Origin of the sequence: Actinophytocola glycyrrhizae (assembly GCF_042653545.1) — a bacterium.
GTDB classification, from domain to species: Bacteria; Actinomycetota; Actinomycetes; order Mycobacteriales; family Pseudonocardiaceae; genus Actinophytocola; species Actinophytocola glycyrrhizae.
Genome location: NZ_JBHSIS010000002.1, coordinates 236,685 through 256,211 on the forward strand (window position 1 = coordinate 236,685; position 19,527 = coordinate 256,211).

Genomic DNA, 19,527 nt, shown 5'->3' on the forward strand with positions numbered 1-19,527 from the left:
CGAGGATGCCGCCTCAGCGGCACCACCTCGGCCGCCGACACCACGTCGACCCGGTGCGGCACAGGACATCCGGGCAGATCGACGAGAACGGGCACCGACGAGAACGAAGGCTGAGAAGAACCTCAGACGCCCGCCGACGGATCGTGCCAGAGTGGAGACCGTAGGTCACCGCGACGAGGGGGAAACCATGGCAGGCGCGACCACGCCCGTCCGGTTGGACGAGGACTTCATCCAGGACCCGTACAGCCTGTACCGGCGGTTGCGCGCGGACGCGCCCGTGCACGAGGCGGTGATGCCGCGCGGGCTGACGGTGTGGGTCGTCTCGCGGTACGCCGACGCGCGGGAGGCGCTCGCGAACCCCATGCTGCACAAGGACATGCGGCACGCGAAGGACCTGTTCGAGCGGCACAGCGCGGCAGGCGCCGACGGCCGGCTGTTCGACCAGGACCTCGCCTCCCACATGCTCAACAGCGACCCGCCGGACCACACCCGGTTGCGCACGCTCGTCGCCAAGGCGTTCACGATGCGGCGCGTCGAACTGCTGCGGCCAAGGGTCGAGGAGATCACCGAGGAACTGCTGGCCGACCTCGCCGGGCGGGACCGGGCCGACCTGGTTGACGCGTTCGCGTTCCCGTTGCCCGTCACGGTGATCTCCGAGTTGCTCGGCGTGCCGCCCGCCAACCGCGACGAGTTCCGTGACTGGTCCACGACGATGTTGTCGGCCGGCGAGGCGGAGTCGGTGGCCGCGGCGGGACAGGAGATGGCGGCGTACCTGCACCAGCTGATCGCCGCCAAACGGGCCGACCCGGCCGACGACATGCTCAGCGCGCTGATCCACGTCCGCGACGGGGGCGACGGGCTGACCGAGGCCGAACTGGTGTCGATGGCGTTCCTGCTGCTGATCGCCGGGCACGAGACGACCGTGAACCTGATCGCCAACGGTGTGCTCGCGCTGCTGCGCGACCCTGCCCAGCTCGCCGCCCTGCGGGCCGACCCCGCGTTGCTGCCCGGCGCCGTCGAGGAGTTCCTGCGCTACGACGGCCCGGTCAACCACGCGACGCTGCGCTACACCACCGAACCGGTCGAGATCGGCGGCACCCGGATCCCGGCGGGCGAGTTCGTGCTGGTGTCCCTCAGCTCCGCGAACCGCGACGACGACCGGTTCACCGGTGCCGACCGCCTCGACGTCACCCGCGCCGCGGGCGGCCACCTGGCCTTCGGGCACGGCATCCACTTCTGTCTCGGCGCGCCACTCGCCCGGCTGGAAGGCCAGATCGCCATCGGCGGGCTCCTGGCCCGGTTCCCGGACCTGGCACTCGACATCGACCCGGCCGAACTCCGTTGGCGGAACACCACGCTGCTGCGCGGCCTGGAGTCCCTCCCGGTCCGCCTGGGCTGACACGAGGCGACACCGTGACAGCGTGGCCGATGCCCACGAGAGCCATCGGTGGATCCAGGCCGGGTGTCCCGAAGCGCCTCTCGGCACGCCGCCGGAGCCAGTGCCCCACGCGGGATACTAGGTTGGTCCCGTGTGGATGGCGGGTGACGAGTACGAGGCCTATGTCGGGCGGTGGAGCCGCCGGGTGGCCGAGCGGTTCGTGCCGTGGCTCGGTGTGCCTGCCGGGCAGCGGTGGCTCGATGTCGGCTGTGGCACGGGGGCGCTCAGCGCGGCCGCGCTGGCGGCGGGCGCGGAGGTCACCGGCGTCGACCCGTCCCCGGGGTTCCTCGCGGGACGGCGTGGTGTGGTCGTCGGTGACGCGCGGGCGCTGCCGTTCGCGGACGGCCGGTTCGACGTGGTGGTGGCCGGGCTGGTGCTCAACTTCGTGCCCGACCCGGCACGGGCGCTCGCCGAGCAGGCCAGGGTCGCCGTGCCAGGCGCGACCGTGGCCGCGTACGTCTGGGACTACGCGGACGGCATGGCGATGATGCGCCTGTTCTGGGACGCCGCCCGCGAGGTGGACCCGGAGGCACCCGACGAAGGCGCCCTCTTCCCGCTGTGCCGGCCGGATCCGCTCGCCGGGCTCTGGCGCGCCGCGGGGCTGACCGGTGTGGTGGTCGATGCGGTCGAGGTGCCGACGACCTTCGCCGGCTTCACCGACTTCTGGCGGCCGTTCCTCGGCGGCCAGGGCGCCGCGCCCGCCTACCTCGCCGGCCGGCCGCCGCCGGTGCGGGACCGGATCCGCGACCTGCTCCGTGCCCGCCTCCCCGCACACGACATCCGCCTCACCGCCCGCGCCTGGGCGGTCCGCGGCCGACGGCCGTAGCCGAGATCGACCAACAGGCCCCTTTGTCCCAATTGGGTCATATAGGGTGATCGCGTGGATTGGCTGACGAGTCCGGAACTGTGGGTCGCCTTCGGCACGCTGCTGCTGCTCGAGGTCGTGCTCGGCATCGACAACATCGTGTTCATCTCGATCCTCGCCGGGCGGCTGCCCGAGCACCAGCAGCACCGGGCCAGGGTTCTCGGCCTCTCGCTGGCGCTGATCACCCGGCTGGCGCTGCTCGCGTCGCTGTCGTGGGTGATCGGGCTGACCGCGCCGCTGTTCACCATGTTCGGCCAGGAGATCTCCGGCCGGGACCTGATCCTGCTGCTCGGCGGGCTGTTCCTGCTCGGCAAGGCCACCTACGAGATCCACGAACAGCTCGAGGGCACCGAGCACGGCAGCGAGCGCAAGGCCGCGTCGTTCGCCGGCGTCATCGCCCAGATCCTCGTGCTCGACATCGTGTTCTCGCTGGACTCCGTGATCACCGCGGTCGGCATGGTCGAGGAGCTGTCCATCATGATCGCGGCCGTCGTCGTCGCCATGGTGATCATGCTGGTCTCGGCGAAGCCGATCAGCGAGTTCGTCAACCGGCACCCCACCGTGAAGATGCTCGCGCTGTCGTTCCTCCTCCTGATCGGCGGCAGCCTGATCGCGGAGGGGTTCGACCAGCACATCCCGAAGGGGTACGTCTACGGCCCCATCGCGTTCTCGATCTTCGTCGAGTTCCTCAACCTCCGGGCCAGGGCCAAGCGGGCGAAGCAACCAGTCCACTTGCACCCCACATACGTCAAAAAGGACTGATCGCCCTCGGCATTCGGCCCCCAGTGTCCACCCGAGCGGCGCATTGACCGTGGGTCAATTTCAACCATCCTCGTAGTAGCGAAAATCTCGCACTCGAGGAGGCGTGAATGCCCCACTTCCCCCGACCAAGACGCAGAGACCGGCTGAGAGGTCAGGCACGACCCTGGCTTGCCGTCGCGACCGCGGTCGGCCTGTTCGCCGCGCTCAGCCCGTTCGACCAATCCCCCGCCCACATCCCCGCCCCGATCGCTCCGGAACTCGTCGCCGAGGTCGCGGCCGCCGAGGACGGCGAGCCCGTACAGGCGCTCGTGATGCTGCCGAACGCCGAGCTGTCCGGTGACCGCGACGCGGTGCTCGCCACGCTCCGCGACCACGCCGCCGAGACACAGGCCGGCGTCAGCGCCGCCATGGGCGAGACGGCGACCGTGGTGAACCGCTTCTGGCTCACCAACATGCTGCTGGTGGAGTTCCCCGCCGACACCGGCACACTGAACTCGCTCGCCGCCGTGCCCGGCGTCGAGCGCCTCATCCCGAACTTCGAGCTCACCGCTCCGGAACCCGCTCCAGCCACCTCGGACGTCACCCCGACCGCCGAGCTCACCTGGGGCCTCCAGAAGATCGAGGCCGCCAGGGTCTGGCAGGAGCTCGGCGTCGACGGCAGCGGTGTTCGCATCGCCACCCTCGACACCGGCGTCGACATCTCGCACCCGGACCTCGCCGGCCGGATGGTCACCGACAACCCGGCCGACCCCAACCACCCCGGTGGCTGGATGGAGTTCGACGCGTCGGGCGGCCTCGTCGCGTCGGCACCGCACGACTCCGCCTACCACGGCACGCACGTGTCCGGCACCATCTACGGCGGCGCCACGTCCGGCACCGCGATCGGTGTCGCACCGGGTGCCGAGATGATGCACGGTCTCGTGATCCCCGGCGGCGGCGGCTCGTTCGCCCAGGTCGCCGCGGGCATGCAGTGGGCCGTGGCACCGACCGACGCGTCCGGCAACCCGGCAGGGCGGCCAGCGGACGTGGTCAGCATGTCGTTGGGCGGCAACGGTTTCCACCAGGAGATGATCCAGCCGACGCGGGCGATCCGCGCGCTCGGCTCGTTCCCGGCCTTCGCCATCGGCAACAACTGCGGTTCGCTCGGCACGGCCAGCCCCGGCAACGTGTACGAGTCGGTCGCCGTCGGCGCCACCGACAGCTCCGACAACGTCGCGTCGTTCTCCTGCGGCGGTGTGGTGCGCAAGAACCAGTGGGCGGACCCGCCTGCCGACTGGCCGGAGAGCTGGGTCAAGCCGGACATCTCCGCCCCCGGTGTCGACGTGTACTCGGCCTCGCCGGGTGGCGGCTACCGGACCCTGTCCGGCACCTCGATGGCCACCCCGCACACCGCAGGTGTGGTCGCGCTGATGCTGTCGGCCGCGGGCGGCCTGCCCGTGTCCGAGGTGCAGGGCGTCCTGGCGGACACCGCGTTCTGGGACGACCGGTACGCCGACACCCCGCCGGACACCCGGTTCGGCCGCGGCCGGATCAACGCCTACGAGGCGGTGCGGTTCGTCGCGCTGGACTCCGGCCTGCAAGGCACGGTCACCGACGCCGCGACGGGTGCGCCGATCTCCGGCGCGACCGCCACGGTGGAACCCGGCGGCCGCGGCATGACCACCGGTGCGGACGGCACGTTCACCACCCGGCTCGAACCGGGTGACTACACCGTCACCACCGAGGCGTTCGGCTACGAGAGCGCCACGGCCCAGGCCACGGTCGCCGCGGACTCGTTCGCCACGGTCGACGTCGGGCTCACCGCGCTCCCGAACGGGCAGGTCACCGGCAAGGCGACGGTCGACGTGTCCGGCACCGGGCTGCCCGGTGTCACGGTGAAGGTGCTCGGTGTGCCTTCCGACCTGTCGGCGACCTCCGGCGCGGATGGCACCTACACCATCGCGGGCGTGCCGGCCGGCACGTACCGGGTCGCGGCGACCCACCCGGTGTTCCGGGCACCCGCCGAGACCGAGGTGACGGTGACCGCGGGCCAGTCGGCCACGGCGGACTTCACGTTCGGGGCACCGCCCCGTTCGGTGGCCATCGTGGACAGCTCCGCCACCCGCGCGGGCGAGTACCGGGACGTCGTGTTCGCCCCGCGTGGCATCGACACCGCGATCTACACCTGGGACCAGCTCGACCAGGCCGCGCGGCACGCCACCGTGGTGCTCGGCTACGGCACGACCTCGAACTACGACGCGGCCCGGTTCCAGGCCTTCCTGGACGCCACCGACGCCGGCGGCGCGGGCGTGATCTTCACCGACCACGCCTACACCACCGGCAACGGCATCCGGCAGCTGTCCCGGCACACCGGGCAGCCGGCGGAGACCGGCTCCAACACCGGGGGCAGCACCTCGGCCGAGTCGTTCTACGAGGTCACCGCGGAACACCCGCTGCTCGCGGGCTACGCGGTGGGTGACCGGATCCCGATCGACGCCAGCTCGCAGCCCAAGTGGGCGGCGTGGTTCACCGGCTACGAGGGCGAGGGCAGGCAGACCATCGCCGGCTTCGGCCGCACCGCGGACGGTGTGCTCGGCGGCGGCGTCGGCGTGGACCAGCGGGCCAGCAACCGGCACGTGCTGCTGTCGCTGCACGGTGTGTCGGCGACCCGCGGCCCCGCGGACTGGACGCCCGATGCGACCGAGCTGTTCATGAACTCGATCGCGTGGGCCTCCCCCGCGCCGGATCCGGACCAGCCGTACTACGCGCTGTCCGACCTGCGCGTGTCGCCCGGTGTGGTGAAGGCGAGCGAGAACGTCACGGTGACCGCGCAGGTCAAGAACGTCGGCAAGACCGCTGGCACCTACAACGCGGAGCTGAAGGTCGGCGGCGCGGTCGAGGCGACGACCCCGGTGCAGCTGTCCGCCGGGCAGTCGAAGACCGTCACGTGGACCGTCGACCCCGACACGCTCGGCACGTTCGCGGTGCAGGTCGAGTACCTGTCCGGCTCGTTCCGGGTGCGCGCACCCCGCGTCGACCTCGTCGCGTCCACCGTGGACGCACCGGGGGCCGCCGCGGTCGGCGGGCTCGCCGGGGCGACGGTCGAGCTGATCGCGAACGGCCAGGTCCGGCCGCTCGGGACGACCGACGCGGCGGGCAAGCTGACGTTCGAGATCCCGGCCCCGGTCGGCCGGTACACCGTCGTGGTGCGCAAGCCCACGCCGGCGGGTGGCGGCGACGCCTACCTGCTGCACCGGGAGATCACCGTGATCGACGACGACACGGTGACGTTCGCGCCGCGCGTGCTCGCGGGCGGGGCCAAGGCGGCTTCCGTCGGCGAGAACTTCGCCGTGCGGGCGAAGATCGAGCTGGACGCCGCGGACGCGCGGCACACCGGCTCGGTGTTCCTGCGGCCCTCCGGCACCGCGCCGCACGGCTACCGCTACGAACCGGGCACCCTGGTGGCCACACTGGACCGGTACGAGGCGGTCACCGTGCACTCGGTGCAGCACCTGGAACAGGACTGGTTCCTGCCGAGCACGGTGGTCGGCGGGCTCGACTGGATCGACCCGTTCGACGTGTCGTTCGCCTTCGGTGGCCCCGCTTCGGTCTCCGTCGGTGACGTCGTCGCCGGCGCGGACGGTCAGGCCACCGTGGACTGGTCGGTGACCGACGCGCACGGCGTGCCGTTCGCGACGATCATGGCCTCCGACGTGCGGCCGTTCCTGACCATGCCGGAGCGCGCGGCGCTCGAGGACGTCGAGGGCCTGGTGCGGGCCGCGGCGCCCAACGAGCTCAAGCCGGTCCTGCGGCTGTTCGCACCCGACGGCACTCCGGTGCGGGCGGGCGCGGTCGACTGGAACGCACGGCCGTTCACGTTCACGCTCGCACCGGGCACCCCGGACGGGGCGTACCGGCTGGCGCTGGACGTGGACACGGGCGGCTACTCCGGTGACCTCACCGGGGAGGCGAAGCTGCGGGTCGGGCCGGAGCCGGTGGCAGTGGTGTCCGTGACGGACACGCGGGACTCGTTCGTGCCGGGTGAGCACACCCAGTACGACGTGCGCGCGGTCAACAGCGGCACCGCCGACTCCGGGCCGGTGACGTGGACCGTGCGGGTCGCCGCCGACAGCACACTGGCGCCGAAGGACGTGGTCCTGCGGCTGCGGGTCGACAACGCCTGGCAGCGCGTGAAACTCACGCGGGACGGCGGCGCCCTGACCGGCACCGTCGTCGCCGACGCCGCGGTGGCCGCCGGTGCGGAGCACACGTGGCGGATGTCGTTGCTGCTGCGCTCGGCCGGGACCTACACGGTCACCGACACGTTCAGCGGCACCGGTGTCTCGGTCACCAACGCCGACGAACTGGTGGTGGCCGAACCGGTGGGCGTCCGGTAAGGCACGGCGTCCGGTCCCCCGGCAGCGTCGCCGGGGGACCGGACGTCCCCGCGTCACACCGGTTCACGCGTGGCGGAGCGCCGCCGCCAGCGCCACCGCGGTGTCCGGGTACCGGCCGGTCAGCGCGGCGCCCTGCTGCTCGCCGGTCGCCCAGTCTCCTTCGCAGCCAAGGAGGTCCGCGAGCGCGTCGCACGTCGCCGGATGGGCGGCCAGCAACGGCGCGCAGCGGCTGCCCCGCCCGCGCGGCGCCACCGGGATCGTTTCCTCCGCCAGCCACGGCGGCACCCACTCGTCCAGCGCCGCGAGCCTGCCGGGGAAGATCCGGCCCGCCTCGCGGATCAGCAGCGGGGCCAGATCCGCGCCACCGGCCCGCAACGTCGTGATCAGCCTCGGCAGCCACGGCAGCAGCACCGGGTCCGGCAGCCTGCCGAACGCGTTCGACACCGCCTCCACCACGAAGTCGGCCAGGCCCGGCGCCGGTTCCAGCGCGTGCACGAACCCGCTGAGGTACTTCGGGTACGCGGGCAGCACCAGCGGGTTGTCCAGCAGCTCGTCGCACCGCGTCCGCAGCTCGGCCCTGGTCAGGCGCCCGAGCCGCACCTGAGCCGCCCACAGCAGCGCCACCTTCGCGGGCTCCTCCGGGTGCGACTGCGCGAACGCCAGCTCCAGCTGGGTCCGGTCGCAGCCAAGCGACAGCGCGAGCCCTTCCATGCTGAACAGGAAGCCCAGCATCGCGGCCACCTGGTCGACGCGCGCGTCCTCGTCGGCGAACGCCGTCGGCAGCAGCGTGCAGTAGTGCGCGTACCCGGTCTTCACGAACGACTCGATCCACGACGGCAGCACCGGTTCGCTGGTCCGGTAGAACGCAAGCAACCGCCGCACCCGCCGCAGCACCTCGGGTGCGCCGTCGACGGTGCGCTCGGTGGCCAGCACCTCCAGCGCGCGGGTGCCCAGCTCGCCCGCGAGGCGATGGCTGCGCAGGTACAGCGTCGCGTCCTCCACCGCCGCCAGCACCGTGGCCGCGGTCGCCCTCGGTGCGTACCCGGCACGGCGGAGGCGTTGCTCCAGCACCTGTTCGATGCTGACGCCCTCGTAGCCCAGCTCGATGAGCGCCCGCTGGTGCGTGCCGAGCGCCAGGTCCCACGACTCCTGGATCGGCCGCTCGCCGAGGCGCCGCTCCCCCATGATCGGCCGCGCCGCGCCGTGCGGCATCAGGTACCGCAGCATCCACAGCAGGTCCGAACACGGCTCCAGCTCCGGGCGGGACGCGATGTCGAGCAGCGCCCGCTGCACCCCGCGCTGCCGCAGCTTGAGCTCCAGCGGCGCGAGCCGGTCGTGCACGTCGCGAGCCAGCGGCGGCAGCGCCTCGTAGCCGACCTGGCCGATCCGGTCGCCACCCATCATGATCTCGACGATGCGGCGCACGTCCCGGCGGCCGGGCACGGTGTCCTTCTCGATGCACGTGACGGCGGCGTCCTGGAAGTCGTACGGCGTCGGCTTGGCCCGCTCCCGCATGCCCGCCAGCAGGATCGACGTCTCGAACACCGCGATCGCGTCGGCGGTCGAGGCGAGGTAGCCGTTGCGGCGTGCCGCCCGCACCACCTCCACCGACCAGCCGAGCAGCTCGGCCTCGTCCAGCCGGTCGAGCACGGGCGGCCGCCGCAGGAAGCCCGTGAGGTGGTCGGCGGGTGCGGTCGCCGGTGCGGGTGCGGGAAGCTCCGGTGCTTTCCTCTTCTTGCCGCCACCCGCCTGCCCGGCGAGCTGGAACGGCTGCACGCGTGTGCGCTTGAGGTTCTTCGCCCACTCCGTCGCCGCGATCGACACCGACCCGGCGGCGAGACCGAACTGCGCCTCGATCGCCGCGTGGCTGGACGGGATCAGCCCGTGCTGCCACCTGCTCGCCGTCCTCGGGCTGATCTCGAACGTGGCGGTGCCGTCGACGCCGAACTCCGCGACCCGGCTCGACGCGTGGAACGCGCCGCAGACGTACAGGCAGTCCGCCGGGTCGGTGCCGGTCGCCGCGAGGTGCTCACGCATCCGCGTCCACATGTACCGTTCGCGGTCCTCGTCGACGCGGACCCGGTGCGGGTCGCCCGGTGCGAGGCGCCGGAACAGGCTGCCGATCAGCAGCATCACCTGCCGGTAGGTGTCGTGGTCGCTGTCGCCGAGCGGCAGCTCGACGTACTGGTGCCACCACTCCGACCAGTGCCGCACCTTGCCGTGGTGCAGCAGGTGCTCCTCCAGCTCGGCGAACCGCGGCCGCAGGTCGCCGAGCTCCACGCCGATCGCGTCCCCGTGCAGCGCCGTCTCCTCCTCTGGCGGCGGCGCGTCCTGCTCCTCGGCTCCGGACTGGACCGTTTCCCTGTTGCCCCACTGGAACACGTGGTCCGCGGAGCGGTCGACGAGCACCAGCTCGACACCGGGGGTGTCCAGCGCGTAGGAGATCGCCTGGTACTCGGCCGACGCCTCGGTGATCGGCGCGACCACCGAAAGCGGCGCCCACTCGGCGGGGAACCCGTCGACCTCGGTCGCGAACGCCTGCACCGCGACCGGCAGCCGGCAGTTGCGCAGCTCCGTCAGCAGCGGCGCCATGTCCTCGCACAGCTCCAGGTAGACCACCTTCGGCTGTTTCTCCCGCAGCCGCCGCGCCATCGCGATCGCCGACGCGGGCGAGTGGTGGCAGACCGGGAAGATCTCGAGGGGCTCCCGCACGGCGCGGTCGACGTCGTCGACGATGCCGAGCAGGATGCCCTCGAGCGCACCCGGCCCGTCCGCGAACGAGGCGGCGGCCTCCCGCAGCTGCGTGCGCAGCGCGTCGAACTCGTTCACGACAAGGTGGCGATCGCGTCGCGGCCGCCTTCCAGGAAGTCCGGCCAGTCCCCGCCCTCGTCCCTGCTGCGCGGCTCCACCACACCGTGCAGGTACTTGTTGAGGATCGCGAGGTCCTCTGGGGCGCGCCGGGACAGCGAACCGACGAGCGAGGACGCGAGCGCGCGGGCGGTCAGTGCCTGCTGCCCGAAGAAGTTGCTGTGCAGGATCGCGTCCTCCAGCACCCCGATCTGTTCTGCGGTGGACAGCGCGGACTCCAGCTTCTCGTCGTCGCTGCCCGCCGCGGCCGCCGAGGCACGCAGGTCGGCGAAGCTGCGCAGCAGCACGTCGAGCAGCGTCGGCGGCACGTCCAGCTCGATCTGGTGGCGGCGCAGTAGTTCGCCGGTGCGGAACCGGACGATCTCCGCCTCGCTCTTCTTGTTCGTCACCATCGGGATGCGCACGAAGTTGAAGCGCCGCTTCAGCGCGGAGGACAGGTCGTTGACGCCCCGGTCGCGGCTGTTGGCGGTCGCGATGATCGAGAAGCCCGGCTTGGCGAACACGATGTTGTCGCTGTCCAGCTCCGGCACCGAGATGTACTTCTCCGACAGGATGGAGATCAGCGCGTCCTGCACGTCGCTGGTGGAGCGGGTCAGCTCCTCGAACCGGCCGATGGAGCCCTGCTCCATCGCGGTCATGATCGGCGACGGGATCATCGACTGCCGCGACTGCCCCTTCGCGATGACCATGGACACGTTCCACGAGTACTTGATGTGGTCCTCGGTCGTGCCCGCGGTGCCCTGCACGACGAGCGTCGAGTTCCTGGAGATCGCGGCGGACAGCAGCTCGGCGAGCCAGCTCTTGCCGGTGCCGGGGTCACCGATCAGCAGCAGTCCTCGGTCGGACGCGAGGGTGACGATCGCCCGCTCGACGAAGCTGCGGTCCCCGAACCACTTCTGCGCGATCTCCCGGTCGAGGCCGTCGGCGCGGTCGGCGCCCAGGACGAACAGCCGGACCATCTTCGGGGACAGCCGCCAGGGATGCGGCCTGGGGTTGTCGTCCACCGACTCGAGCCAGTCCAGCTCGTCGGCGTACTTGAGCTCGGCGGGGGCGCGCAACAGGTCGGACATGCGTGGGGCCTTTCTGGGGATCAGGAGGTGAGGAAAGTCTTGAGTTCGTGCACGAGCTTGCCGATGTGGCCGGAGATCACCGGGGTGCCGAGGTCCTTGAAGCGCTCCCGGAACCACGGGTTGACAGCACCCCGGCCACCGCTGGTGACCGAGCCGACGGGGATGAACTTCGCGCCGGAGCGGTGGATGGCGGCCATGGCCTCGAACAGCTGCTCGACCCTGGTCTCGTAGAAGTCGGAGATCCACACCACGACGGTGTTGCGCGGCTCGGCGATCTTCGGCTGGGTCAGCCCCATCGCGACCATGCCGTCGTTGCCACCGCCGAGGTTGGTGCGCAGCAACGTCTCGAACGGGTCGTGGACCCACGGTGTGAGGTCCAGTGCCTGGGTGTCGTAGGCGATCAGGTGCACGTCGACCTTCGGCAGTCCCGCGAAGATCGACGCGAGGATCGCGCAGTTGACCATCGAGTCGACCATCGAACCCGACTGGTCGACCACCGCGATCAGCCGCTGCGGCGTCGTCTTGCGCGCGGTCTGCCGGTAGTAGAGCCGGTCGACGTACAGCCGCTCTTCCTCCGGGCTCCAGTTGACGAGGTTCTTCCAGATGGTGCGGTCGAGGTCGAGGTTGCGGAACACCCGCTTCGGCGGCACCGAGCGGTCGACAGCGCCGACCGTCGCCTTCTCCACCTGGGTGCGCAGCACCTCGCCGACCTCGTCGACGAACCGGCGGATCAGCGACCTGGCGTTGGCCAGCGCCACCCCGGAGAGGTTGTTCTTGTCCCGCAACAGCTGCTCGATCAAGGACATGCTCGGGGTGAGCTGCGCGGCCAGCGCCGGATCGGCGAGCACCTCACGCAGCTGCATGCGGTTCACGAGGTCCGCTTCGAGGTCGGCGAGCTCCGGGCCGATGCCCGGCAGCAGCGTGCCGAGGTCGGGTGCGGGCGCGTTGCCGCTCGTGCCGCGTCCGGAGCGGCCGCGCAACTCCCCCGGCTCACAGCCCAGTGCCCGCTCCAGCCAGCCGGCGTCCGCCTGCCACTGGGACAGCTGCCCCGCGGTGACGTTGCCGGACCCGGTGGCGAAGACGTTGAGCAGCACCTTGGACACCAGCGCCGCGCGCCGTACCTCGGCGGCGCCGTCCCGGTCGGCGCCCGGGTCGGGCACCATCAGGCCGTCGAACTCGGCGGCGAGCTCCGGGTGGCGCTGCACCACCGCGTCGACGGACGCGTGCGGGTCCAGCACCGAGGGCGGCAGCCCGATGTCGTCGACGACGGCGACGCTCGCCGACTCCAGGCTCGCCTGCTCCTCGTGGTCGAAGAGCCGCGCGAGCAGCCGCCAGTACAGGACCTGGCGGCGGTTGTCGTGGGTGCTCACTTCCGCAACAACCTCCCCGCCCGCTCCCGCAGCACGGTCACGGCGTCGGTGGCGGCCTTCTCGGCCCTGACCCCGTTCTTGTCGGTGGTGCCGCCTGCCCACGCGCCCGCGTGCACCGTGACCGCCTTCTTCCGGACGGTGGTCTCCACGGCGAGCGGCTGGACGGCGAACGTCCCGTCGTCCCAGCGGAGCAACCCGATGCAGGCGCCGGACGCGGCGACCGCCTCCGGGGTGAGCGGCCCGGCCGCCGGGACGCGGTCGGTGTCGACGGGCAGCCGGTGCCCGGCGACGGTGAAGGTCAGCGCGTCGCCGTCCTTCTCCGCGGTGTAGCCCTCCAGGAAGACGGGCTCGGCGATGCGTGCCGGGTGCCGGTCGAGCGGCGCGGTCGCGGCGCGGGCCGCGGTCGGCAACGCGACACGTGCGGTGGCGAACGCGTCGGCGGCCGTGCCGGGACGGGCGTGCTCGTCGTGCCACACCAAGTCGCCCGCCGCGGTGACCGGCATGCCCTCGACGTCCATCGCGCGGCCTTCGCTGACGGCCGCGAGAAGCGACATGTGCTGGCGCAGCAACTGCCAGATGCCCGCGCCGACCACGGTGTCGGGCTTCGGCACCGACACACTCGCCAGCACGAGGCGGGGCGTGCCGCCGTCCGCGGGCTCGAACACCGCGTGCACCTGCGCCTGCGCGGCGGTGGTGTGCTCGTGCAGGTCCACCCCGAGTGGCAGGACCCGGCCGGTGGCCGTGCCGGTCGCAGGCGGATCGGCCGCGCCGGGCAGGGTCAGCACCATCGCACGCGACCACAGATCGCCCCAGCGGCGGGCGGGTACGCGGTCGAGCGCGGCGCCGGGGCAGGACGCGGCCAGCTCGGCGGCGAAACCGTCGAGGAGCGCGGCCAGCCTGCGCAGCGCCGGGTCCGGCAGCATCGCGGAGATCACCGGCGCGGCGCCGGCGACGACGTCGTGATCGATACCCCGCCAGCCGGCACGGGCCAGGTCGGACAGCCATGACCGGGCCGCGGCGAGGAGGTTCGGCTGCTGCTGCCCGCCCGCCACCGGGGCGTCCTCGACGCGGGGCCGCCCGGTGGCCTCCTCGACGCGGGTCGTCAACGCGTCGTGGACCGAGCCGAGCAGCGCGGTGCGGGCGGCGGCAAGCGCGACGAAGTGTTCCTCGCCCGCGGTGCCCGCCGCCGCTTTCTCGGCCGCCTCCGCGACCCGCGCGGCCAGCGGCGTGCCCGCGACGGCGTCCGCCAGCTCCGTCAGCGCCGCGACCTGGGCGGGTTGTGGACGCAGGAGCCCGCCGACGAGTGCCCGGTCACCGGCGTCGACGGCCGCCAGCGCCTCTTCGAGCCCGTCGATGTGCTCGACCAGCAGGTCCGCCCGCATCACACCACCGCCCTGGTCGGCGGGAACCACTGCATCTCGGGCAGCGGCGCGGTGGTCGGCGGCAGCTCCAGGTAGGCGAGGTGGCGCAGGAACCTGCTGAAGACGGTTGCCGCCGCGCCGCTGTCGCCCTGCGCGGGCCGGGTGCCCGTCATCGCCGAGGCGATCGCGGACCCGGTCACCTCACCGGCCACCTCCACCCGCAGGTAGCGGGCCACCCGGTCGGCGCCGTACTGCAGCGCCGCCTCGTCGACCATCGCCAGGATGTGGTTGCAGAACGTGCCCCGCGCGCCGCCGCAGGGCCGGTTGTTGTTGGTGCTGCAGGCAAACGTGTAGCTGCCCGCCGCGACGGACGAGACGTAGACCCGGCCGATGTCCGAGCCGCTCGACACCACGCCCTGCAGACGCCCTTCGGTCAGCTCGGCGAACGGGACCTTCGCGAGCTTGCGCGGGCGAGCGGGCGGCAACACCCGTGCCGTGCTGGACCTCTCCCAGTCGGACAACGCACCATCTCCCTTGCACCACATGGACTGCCGAACTCCTCGGCGACGCACGGGCGCAAGGTATCGGGAACCACCGACATTTTGATCATGTCGGCGGAAGACGCTGGTCACCGCGTCAACGGGCGGCTGCCTCCAGCTCGGTCAGCTCCCGTTCGACCTCGGTCAACCGCGCCGCGGTCCGCGCCGATTCCACGTCGCGCAGCAGCAGCACGTACCGCTCGGCGAGGTCGGCCTGCCTGCGCGCGTCCCGCGCGTTCGCCGGCTTCCCCGGGTGCAGGACGGTGGCGGCGAGCCGGTTGAGCCGCGCGTCGACCTCCCCGGCCCTGGTCCGGTTCGCGGCCACCCGGGTCCGCCGGGCGCCCGCGAACCCGCCTGCCGTGCGCAGCAGCACGAACAGCGCCACCGTGCCCGCGAGGATGCCGCCGAGCGCGAGCACGACCTGCCATGCCTGCAACGCGTCGGGGGTCGGCGGCGGTGGCACGACCACGCCGCGGCGCGGCACCCCGTTCGGGCTGTCCCGCATCGTGTACTGGTCGAAGGTGTAGACGTACTCCTCGACCTCGGCGAACTTGTCGGTGTCGGTGACCCGGAAGTGCGTGCCGAGGTGGACCCCGCCGACCACGCCCGTCACGTAGTCCTCCTCGTCGACCGGGTTGTCGGCGTTCACGAACTCCGGGCCGACGCAGTACTCGGCGTCGTACTCGCCGGCGCCGTCGAACGCGTACAGGATCACCACGGAGGTGGCGACCAGGTCGGCGATCTCGGCGCACCGCTCCGCACGCGGGTCGGTCGTGTGGGTCGGGTCGTCCGGCAGCGGCCTGGCGAGCAGCACCAGCACGATGGCCCGGTCGCCGATCAGCTCGCGGGACCGCTGCGCGTCAACGATCCCCGGCCCGCCCGGCTCCTCGTACACCGACGTGGTGCGCAGACCCTCGACGACCTTCCGCGCCTGCGCGGACACCGGCTCGGGCGGTGCGGAGGAGAAGCCGAACACGAGCGCGCTGACCACGGCCGCGAGTGCCACGGCGGCGTACAGCCAGCGGGGGACGCCGAGCCACCGCTTCGTCCCGCCGCTCACCGGGCCTTCCTCCAGACCGGACGGGTCCCGGTGTCCTTCCTGGCCGCTTTGGCCTTCTTCCGCCTGCGCCGCTTGGGCCGGACCGCGGCGGCTGGTGCCTCGACGGGTTCCGGTTCGGTCAGCAGCGCGAGGCCTTCCTCGGCGACCAGGCGGACCTCGGTCATCGCCACCGACGTGTGCGCCTGGTCGTAGAGCAGCCTGGCGGTGGTGTGCCGTTCGGCCGCGGCCGGGTCGACGGGTTCGCCGCCCTCCTCCGCCGTCAGCACCCTGGCACCGAGATCGCCGATGGCCGCCATCGCCGACGCGCTCTCGGCACGCAGCGCCCGCTCCTCGTCGGCGGCCGCGGCCGCGGCCCGCCTGCGGTGCCGCAGCACCCCAGCGCCCGAGATCACCACGGCCGAACCGACGAGCACCCACGGCGCGAGCGCCGACACCGCCCGCCGCACCTCGAACGGCACCGCTCTCGGCTGGGGCGGCGGCTGGGGGAAGCCCCACGCAGTCTCGGTCATCAGCAGGTCCAGCCGCTTGAGCGTGTCGCTCAGCAGGGAGTGGCCGCGGCTGCCGGACGACAGCAGCGAGAGGTTGGCGTCGCCGTAGGCGAACGCGCGGGCCGCGAGCGCCTTGGCCTGGTCCGGGGCGACGACGTCGAGCCAGCCGCCGTGCAGCACCAGCACCACGTCGTCCGGGAACGCCGCGCCGAGCGGGGTGGCGTAGTCGGTCACCGGCTGCCCCGGCGCGAGGCCGGGGAACGCGGCGACGCGGACGCCGAGGCCGTACTCCTCGCGCGCGACCGTGACGATCCGGTCCTCGATGACGTCGGCCCGGCCGGGTGCGTTGTGGACGGGGTGCGCACGCAGCGCGGCGACCACCTCCGCCACCCGGTCCGGCGGTGCGGGCACCGGGGCGGGGTGGACGAAGTCCACGTCCTCGGCGACGGCGGGCGGGAGCCCGCGCCCGAATCGGGCGAGCACGACCAGCCGTTCGGTGATGTCCATGGTGGCGGTGGTGGTGCGCAGCTCGTCGAAGTCGGCGGGCAGCCGGTGGTCGAGTGTCGAGGGTCCGCTGTACATCGTCACGTCCAGGCCGGTCACCACCACGACCGGCACCTTCCGGTCCAGCGACCAGGCGAGGATCGGCCTGGTGACCAGCTCGAAGTACTGGCTGTGGTCGCCCTCCCTCGGGTAGAGGTCGTAGTCCACGTAGGGCAGCACGACCAGGCGGACGGCCTGTCCCAGCTCCTCGAGCACCCGCGCCTCGTCGAAGCGGGCGACCGTGCCGGGTGCGCGGACGAGCCGCTCCCCGTTCGTCAACGCGGCGACGATCGGCCCTGGGTCGACCCGGACGCCGGGCTGGGCGGCGGCAGGCGTGGGCGCGGCCGTGAGCCAGCAGGCCGCGAGCAGGCAGACGAGGATCACGCGCACCCCCGCAGCATTCCAAACCGGACAGACCCGGTGGGGCGGGTCCCGCGAAACGTCGGGGAACGTGCTGTTTCTCCTGGCCGGTCCTCGGGCGTCGGTCACCGCGTCGGCGTGGTGGTGCAGGATGGTTGCCCCGCCCCGCCGACACCCCTGTGGAGATCCGCGATGAGCCTGCGCCGACTCGCGACCGTGTTCCTGCTCAGCGGCCTCGCGGTCGTGGTCACCGCGACACCGGCGGCCGCGCACGCCGAGCTCATCGGGAGCGACCCGGCCAAGGGCGCCACGCTGGCGGCACCACCCCAGCAGGTCGAGCTGACGTTCAACCAGCCGGTCACCCTCGGCGCGAAGCCCGTCACGGTCACCGGGCCCGACGGCACGTCGTGGACCGTCGGCACCCCCTCGGTCGCCGGGCCCGTGGTGACGGCGCCGGTGACGGCGAGCGGGCCCGCCGGCACGTACAACCTGGTCTACGAGGTGGTCTCACAGGACGGCGACGAGGTGACCGGCGCGGTCACGTTCACCGTCACCGCCGTCGCGAACCCACCCGCGACGACCACCACGACGACAGCCACGACTACCGAGGCCCCGGCGGCCACCACGTCGGCAGCACCCGCCGCTGCGCGGTCCACGGACGACGACGGTGGGCTGCCCGGCTGGGTGTGGGTGCTCGGCGCGGTCGTCGCGCTCGCCGTCGGTGTGGCCGTGGCGCTACGACTGGGGCGGGCCGGGCGCGCCTGAGGCCAGCCCGCGGTGGGTGCCGCGGTAGCCGGTCCAGTCGGTGCTCGGCCGGACACCGGGAAGGGACCTTCGCCTCTGGATCATCGCGCCTGTGGTCGCGATACTCGACACAAGACCCGTCGGGTCGCAATGAGGTTGAGGAATGTTCACAGCGGACGGTGGACTCGTGCCGCCTGCCCACGTCTCCGGACTACCGGACGGCCTCCACGTGCTCGTGACCGGCGGCCGGTACCACGGCGAACACGGCGAGGTCGTCGCACGCGCCCCTGACCTGCGCCCAGGATCGGCCTGGGTGGCGCTGTCCGGTTCCGGCACGCACCTGGTGCCCGCCTACCGCCTGGCTTCCTGCGACAGCGACGACTGCCACCTCCGCGCCGACTGACGCCACCTCAGGACCCGTTCCGTGCACGCACGACCATCATCCCTGGTTGCGTCCGGTTGACAACGGTGGTCGAGTCCTTGCTCGTCAGATGTCGACCCCGTGGCCGCGCAGCCACGGCAGCGGGTCGATCTTGCTGCCGTCCTGGTGCACCTCGAAGTGCAGGTGGGGACCGGTCGACTGACCCCGGTTGCCGAGCGTCGCGATCTGCTCGCCCGCGGCGACCTGCTGGCCGACGCTCACCAGCGACTCGTTGATGTGACCGTAGACCGTGACCAGCCCGTCCGCGTGCTGCACGCGGACCCACAGCCCGAAGCCGCTCGCCGGACCGGAGTCGATCACCTCACCGGCCATGGCGGACCGGATGGGCGTGCCGATGCTGTTGGCGATGTCGATGCCGTAGTGGATGGTGCCCCAGCGGGCGCCGTAGGTGGAGGTGAGCGTGCCCACCGCGGGCAGCACCACACCGCCGGTCACGTCGATCACGTTGCTCTGCACCGCGAGCCCGGCCCTGCGGTTGGCCAGTTGCTCCGTCTCGGCCTTGGCCGCGTCCTGCGCGGCGACCGCCGCCCGGTATGCCTTCTCGGCCGTCACCTTCGCGGCGTTCGCGGCGTCGCGCTGCTGCTTCACCTGGCCGAGCGCGGCCTGCGCCGCACGGTCGGCCTCGGTCTTCGCCACCACGGCCGCCTGCGTGGCGTCCATGACGACGTTGTTCTTGCCTGCCAGCATCGAGATCATCGACGCCCGGTCCAGCAGGTCCGAGGGGCTGTCCGCGCCGACGTAGGCACGCGCGGAGAACAGGCCGCTGCCGTGGCGGTAGCTCGCGGAGGCGAACTCGTCGAACTCGGTCCGCGCGGAACGCTCCCGCGCGGCGGCCGCGTCGGCCTCCGCGCGGGTCTTGCTCACCTTGTCCTGCGCGGTCGCCACCGCGGCGTTCAACTGCCGGAGCTTGGTCTCCGCGGCGGTGAACACCTGGAAGGTGTCGGCGAGCTGCTTCTGCGTCGCCTCGAGCTCGGCGTCGGCCAGTGCGATCTGGTCCTCGATCGAGACGGGCTGAGCGGCGACCGCGGTCGGGCCGGTCAGCACGGTCGCCGCGGTCAACGAAGCGACGAGTGCCGCGAACGTGGCCCGCGTCAGGCGTCGACGCGCACCCATAGGGAACTCCAGGGATGGTCGGGGTGCGCGGTGCGGGGGAACACCGGAGGCACCCAGGGGCGGGGGCGCCGCCGACTATGCACGCCGCACGGGCCGTGAGCCAGATAACTTGAGATGAATCACAACGT

At 72.4% G+C, this 19,527-nt stretch carries 14 protein-coding genes; 6 read left to right on the forward strand and 8 right to left on the reverse strand.

What is annotated here, in order from left to right; translation table 11 throughout:
• Nucleotides 1-187: 187 nt before the first annotated feature.
• The 4 genes from ACFPCV_RS01125 to ACFPCV_RS01140 all read left to right on the forward strand — a co-directional run bounded on the left by ACFPCV_RS01125 (nt 188) and on the right by ACFPCV_RS01140 (nt 7,441).
• A complete protein-coding gene (locus ACFPCV_RS01125) occupies nt 188-1,399 on the forward strand; it encodes a cytochrome P450 family protein (RefSeq protein WP_378055001.1) in 1,212 nt (403 codons plus the stop codon).
• A gap of 136 nt (nt 1,400-1,535) precedes the next feature.
• Nucleotides 1,536-2,264, forward strand: coding sequence for a class I SAM-dependent methyltransferase (locus ACFPCV_RS01130; protein ID WP_378053472.1), 729 nt, complete (start codon nt 1,536-1,538; stop codon nt 2,262-2,264).
• A 54-nt stretch (nt 2,265-2,318) separates the two neighbouring features.
• On the forward strand, nt 2,319-3,065 hold the full coding sequence (locus tag ACFPCV_RS01135; protein WP_378053474.1) for a TerC family protein: 747 nt from the start codon (nt 2,319-2,321) through the stop codon (nt 3,063-3,065).
• Between the two features lie 107 nt (nt 3,066-3,172).
• Nucleotides 3,173-7,441 (forward strand): S8 family serine peptidase, encoded by a 4,269-nt coding sequence (locus tag ACFPCV_RS01140; protein ID WP_378053476.1) that lies wholly within the window; start codon nt 3,173-3,175, stop codon nt 7,439-7,441.
• A 63-nt stretch (nt 7,442-7,504) separates the two neighbouring features.
• Here the strand turns inward: ACFPCV_RS01140 and ACFPCV_RS01145 are convergent, their stop codons facing one another.
• The 7 genes from ACFPCV_RS01145 to ACFPCV_RS01175 all read right to left on the reverse strand — a co-directional run bounded on the left by ACFPCV_RS01145 (nt 7,505) and on the right by ACFPCV_RS01175 (nt 17,130).
• Entirely contained in the window at nt 7,505-10,270 is a 2,766-nt protein-coding gene (locus tag ACFPCV_RS01145) for a hypothetical protein (RefSeq protein WP_378053478.1), read from the reverse strand.
• Nucleotides 10,267-11,379 (reverse strand): ATP-binding protein, encoded by a 1,113-nt coding sequence (locus ACFPCV_RS01150; protein WP_378053480.1) that lies wholly within the window; start codon nt 11,377-11,379, stop codon nt 10,267-10,269. Before ACFPCV_RS01150 ends, ACFPCV_RS01145 begins: the two co-directional genes overlap by 4 nt.
• 20 nt (nt 11,380-11,399) lie before the next feature.
• Entirely contained in the window at nt 11,400-12,749 is a 1,350-nt protein-coding gene (locus ACFPCV_RS01155) for a VWA domain-containing protein (RefSeq protein WP_378053482.1), read from the reverse strand.
• Nucleotides 12,746-14,131, reverse strand: a complete 1,386-nt coding sequence (locus ACFPCV_RS01160; RefSeq protein ID WP_378053484.1) for a hypothetical protein — start codon at nt 14,129-14,131, stop codon at nt 12,746-12,748. Before ACFPCV_RS01160 ends, ACFPCV_RS01155 begins: the two co-directional genes overlap by 4 nt.
• Entirely contained in the window at nt 14,131-14,631 is a 501-nt protein-coding gene (locus ACFPCV_RS01165) for a hypothetical protein (RefSeq protein WP_378053486.1), read from the reverse strand. Before ACFPCV_RS01165 ends, ACFPCV_RS01160 begins: the two co-directional genes overlap by 1 nt.
• Before the next feature lie 115 nt (nt 14,632-14,746).
• The gene (locus tag ACFPCV_RS01170) at nt 14,747-15,709 is read right to left on the reverse strand and encodes a hypothetical protein (protein ID WP_378053488.1); all 963 of its coding nucleotides are present in this window, start codon (nt 15,707-15,709) and stop codon (nt 14,747-14,749) included.
• A complete protein-coding gene (locus ACFPCV_RS01175; protein ID WP_378053490.1) occupies nt 15,706-17,130 on the reverse strand; it encodes a hypothetical protein in 1,425 nt (474 codons plus the stop codon). Before ACFPCV_RS01175 ends, ACFPCV_RS01170 begins: the two co-directional genes overlap by 4 nt.
• Nucleotides 17,131-17,292: 162 nt before the next feature.
• Here ACFPCV_RS01175 and ACFPCV_RS01180 point away from each other — a divergent pair, with 162 nt between their 5' ends.
• Together ACFPCV_RS01180 and ACFPCV_RS01185 are read left to right on the forward strand one after the other, a co-directional pair.
• Nucleotides 17,293-17,865 carry a copper resistance CopC family protein gene (locus ACFPCV_RS01180; RefSeq protein ID WP_378053492.1) on the forward strand — a complete coding sequence of 191 codons (573 nt, stop codon included), beginning with the start codon at nt 17,293-17,295 and terminating at the stop codon, nt 17,863-17,865.
• A gap of 142 nt (nt 17,866-18,007) precedes the next feature.
• Nucleotides 18,008-18,247 carry a hypothetical protein gene (locus tag ACFPCV_RS01185; protein WP_378053494.1) on the forward strand — a complete coding sequence of 80 codons (240 nt, stop codon included), beginning with the start codon at nt 18,008-18,010 and terminating at the stop codon, nt 18,245-18,247.
• An 84-nt stretch (nt 18,248-18,331) separates the two neighbouring features.
• Here ACFPCV_RS01185 and ACFPCV_RS01190 read toward each other — a convergent pair whose 3' ends face one another.
• Nucleotides 18,332-19,399 (reverse strand): M23 family metallopeptidase, encoded by a 1,068-nt coding sequence (locus tag ACFPCV_RS01190; protein WP_378053496.1) that lies wholly within the window; start codon nt 19,397-19,399, stop codon nt 18,332-18,334.
• Between the last annotated feature and the right edge of the window lie 128 nt (nt 19,400-19,527).

What these genes read in the sequence shown, in the direction of transcription:
- ACFPCV_RS01125 (WP_378055001.1), top strand. Translation starts at nt 188, where the DNA reads ATGGCAGGCGCGACCACGCCCGTCCGGTTGGACGAGGACTTCATCCAG.
- ACFPCV_RS01185 (WP_378053494.1), top strand. Translation starts at nt 18,008, where the DNA reads ATGTTCACAGCGGACGGTGGACTCGTGCCGCCTGCCCACGTCTCCGGA.
- ACFPCV_RS01160 (WP_378053484.1), bottom strand. Translation starts at nt 14,131, where the DNA reads ATGCGGGCGGACCTGCTGGTCGAGCACATCGACGGGCTCGAAGAGGCG.
- ACFPCV_RS01140 (WP_378053476.1), top strand. Translation starts at nt 3,173, where the DNA reads ATGCCCCACTTCCCCCGACCAAGACGCAGAGACCGGCTGAGAGGTCAG.
- ACFPCV_RS01130 (WP_378053472.1), top strand. Translation starts at nt 1,536, where the DNA reads ATGGCGGGTGACGAGTACGAGGCCTATGTCGGGCGGTGGAGCCGCCGG.
- ACFPCV_RS01150 (WP_378053480.1), bottom strand. Translation starts at nt 11,379, where the DNA reads ATGTCCGACCTGTTGCGCGCCCCCGCCGAGCTCAAGTACGCCGACGAG.
- ACFPCV_RS01190 (WP_378053496.1), bottom strand. Translation starts at nt 19,399, where the DNA reads ATGGGTGCGCGTCGACGCCTGACGCGGGCCACGTTCGCGGCACTCGTC.
- ACFPCV_RS01180 (WP_378053492.1), top strand. Translation starts at nt 17,293, where the DNA reads ATGAGCCTGCGCCGACTCGCGACCGTGTTCCTGCTCAGCGGCCTCGCG.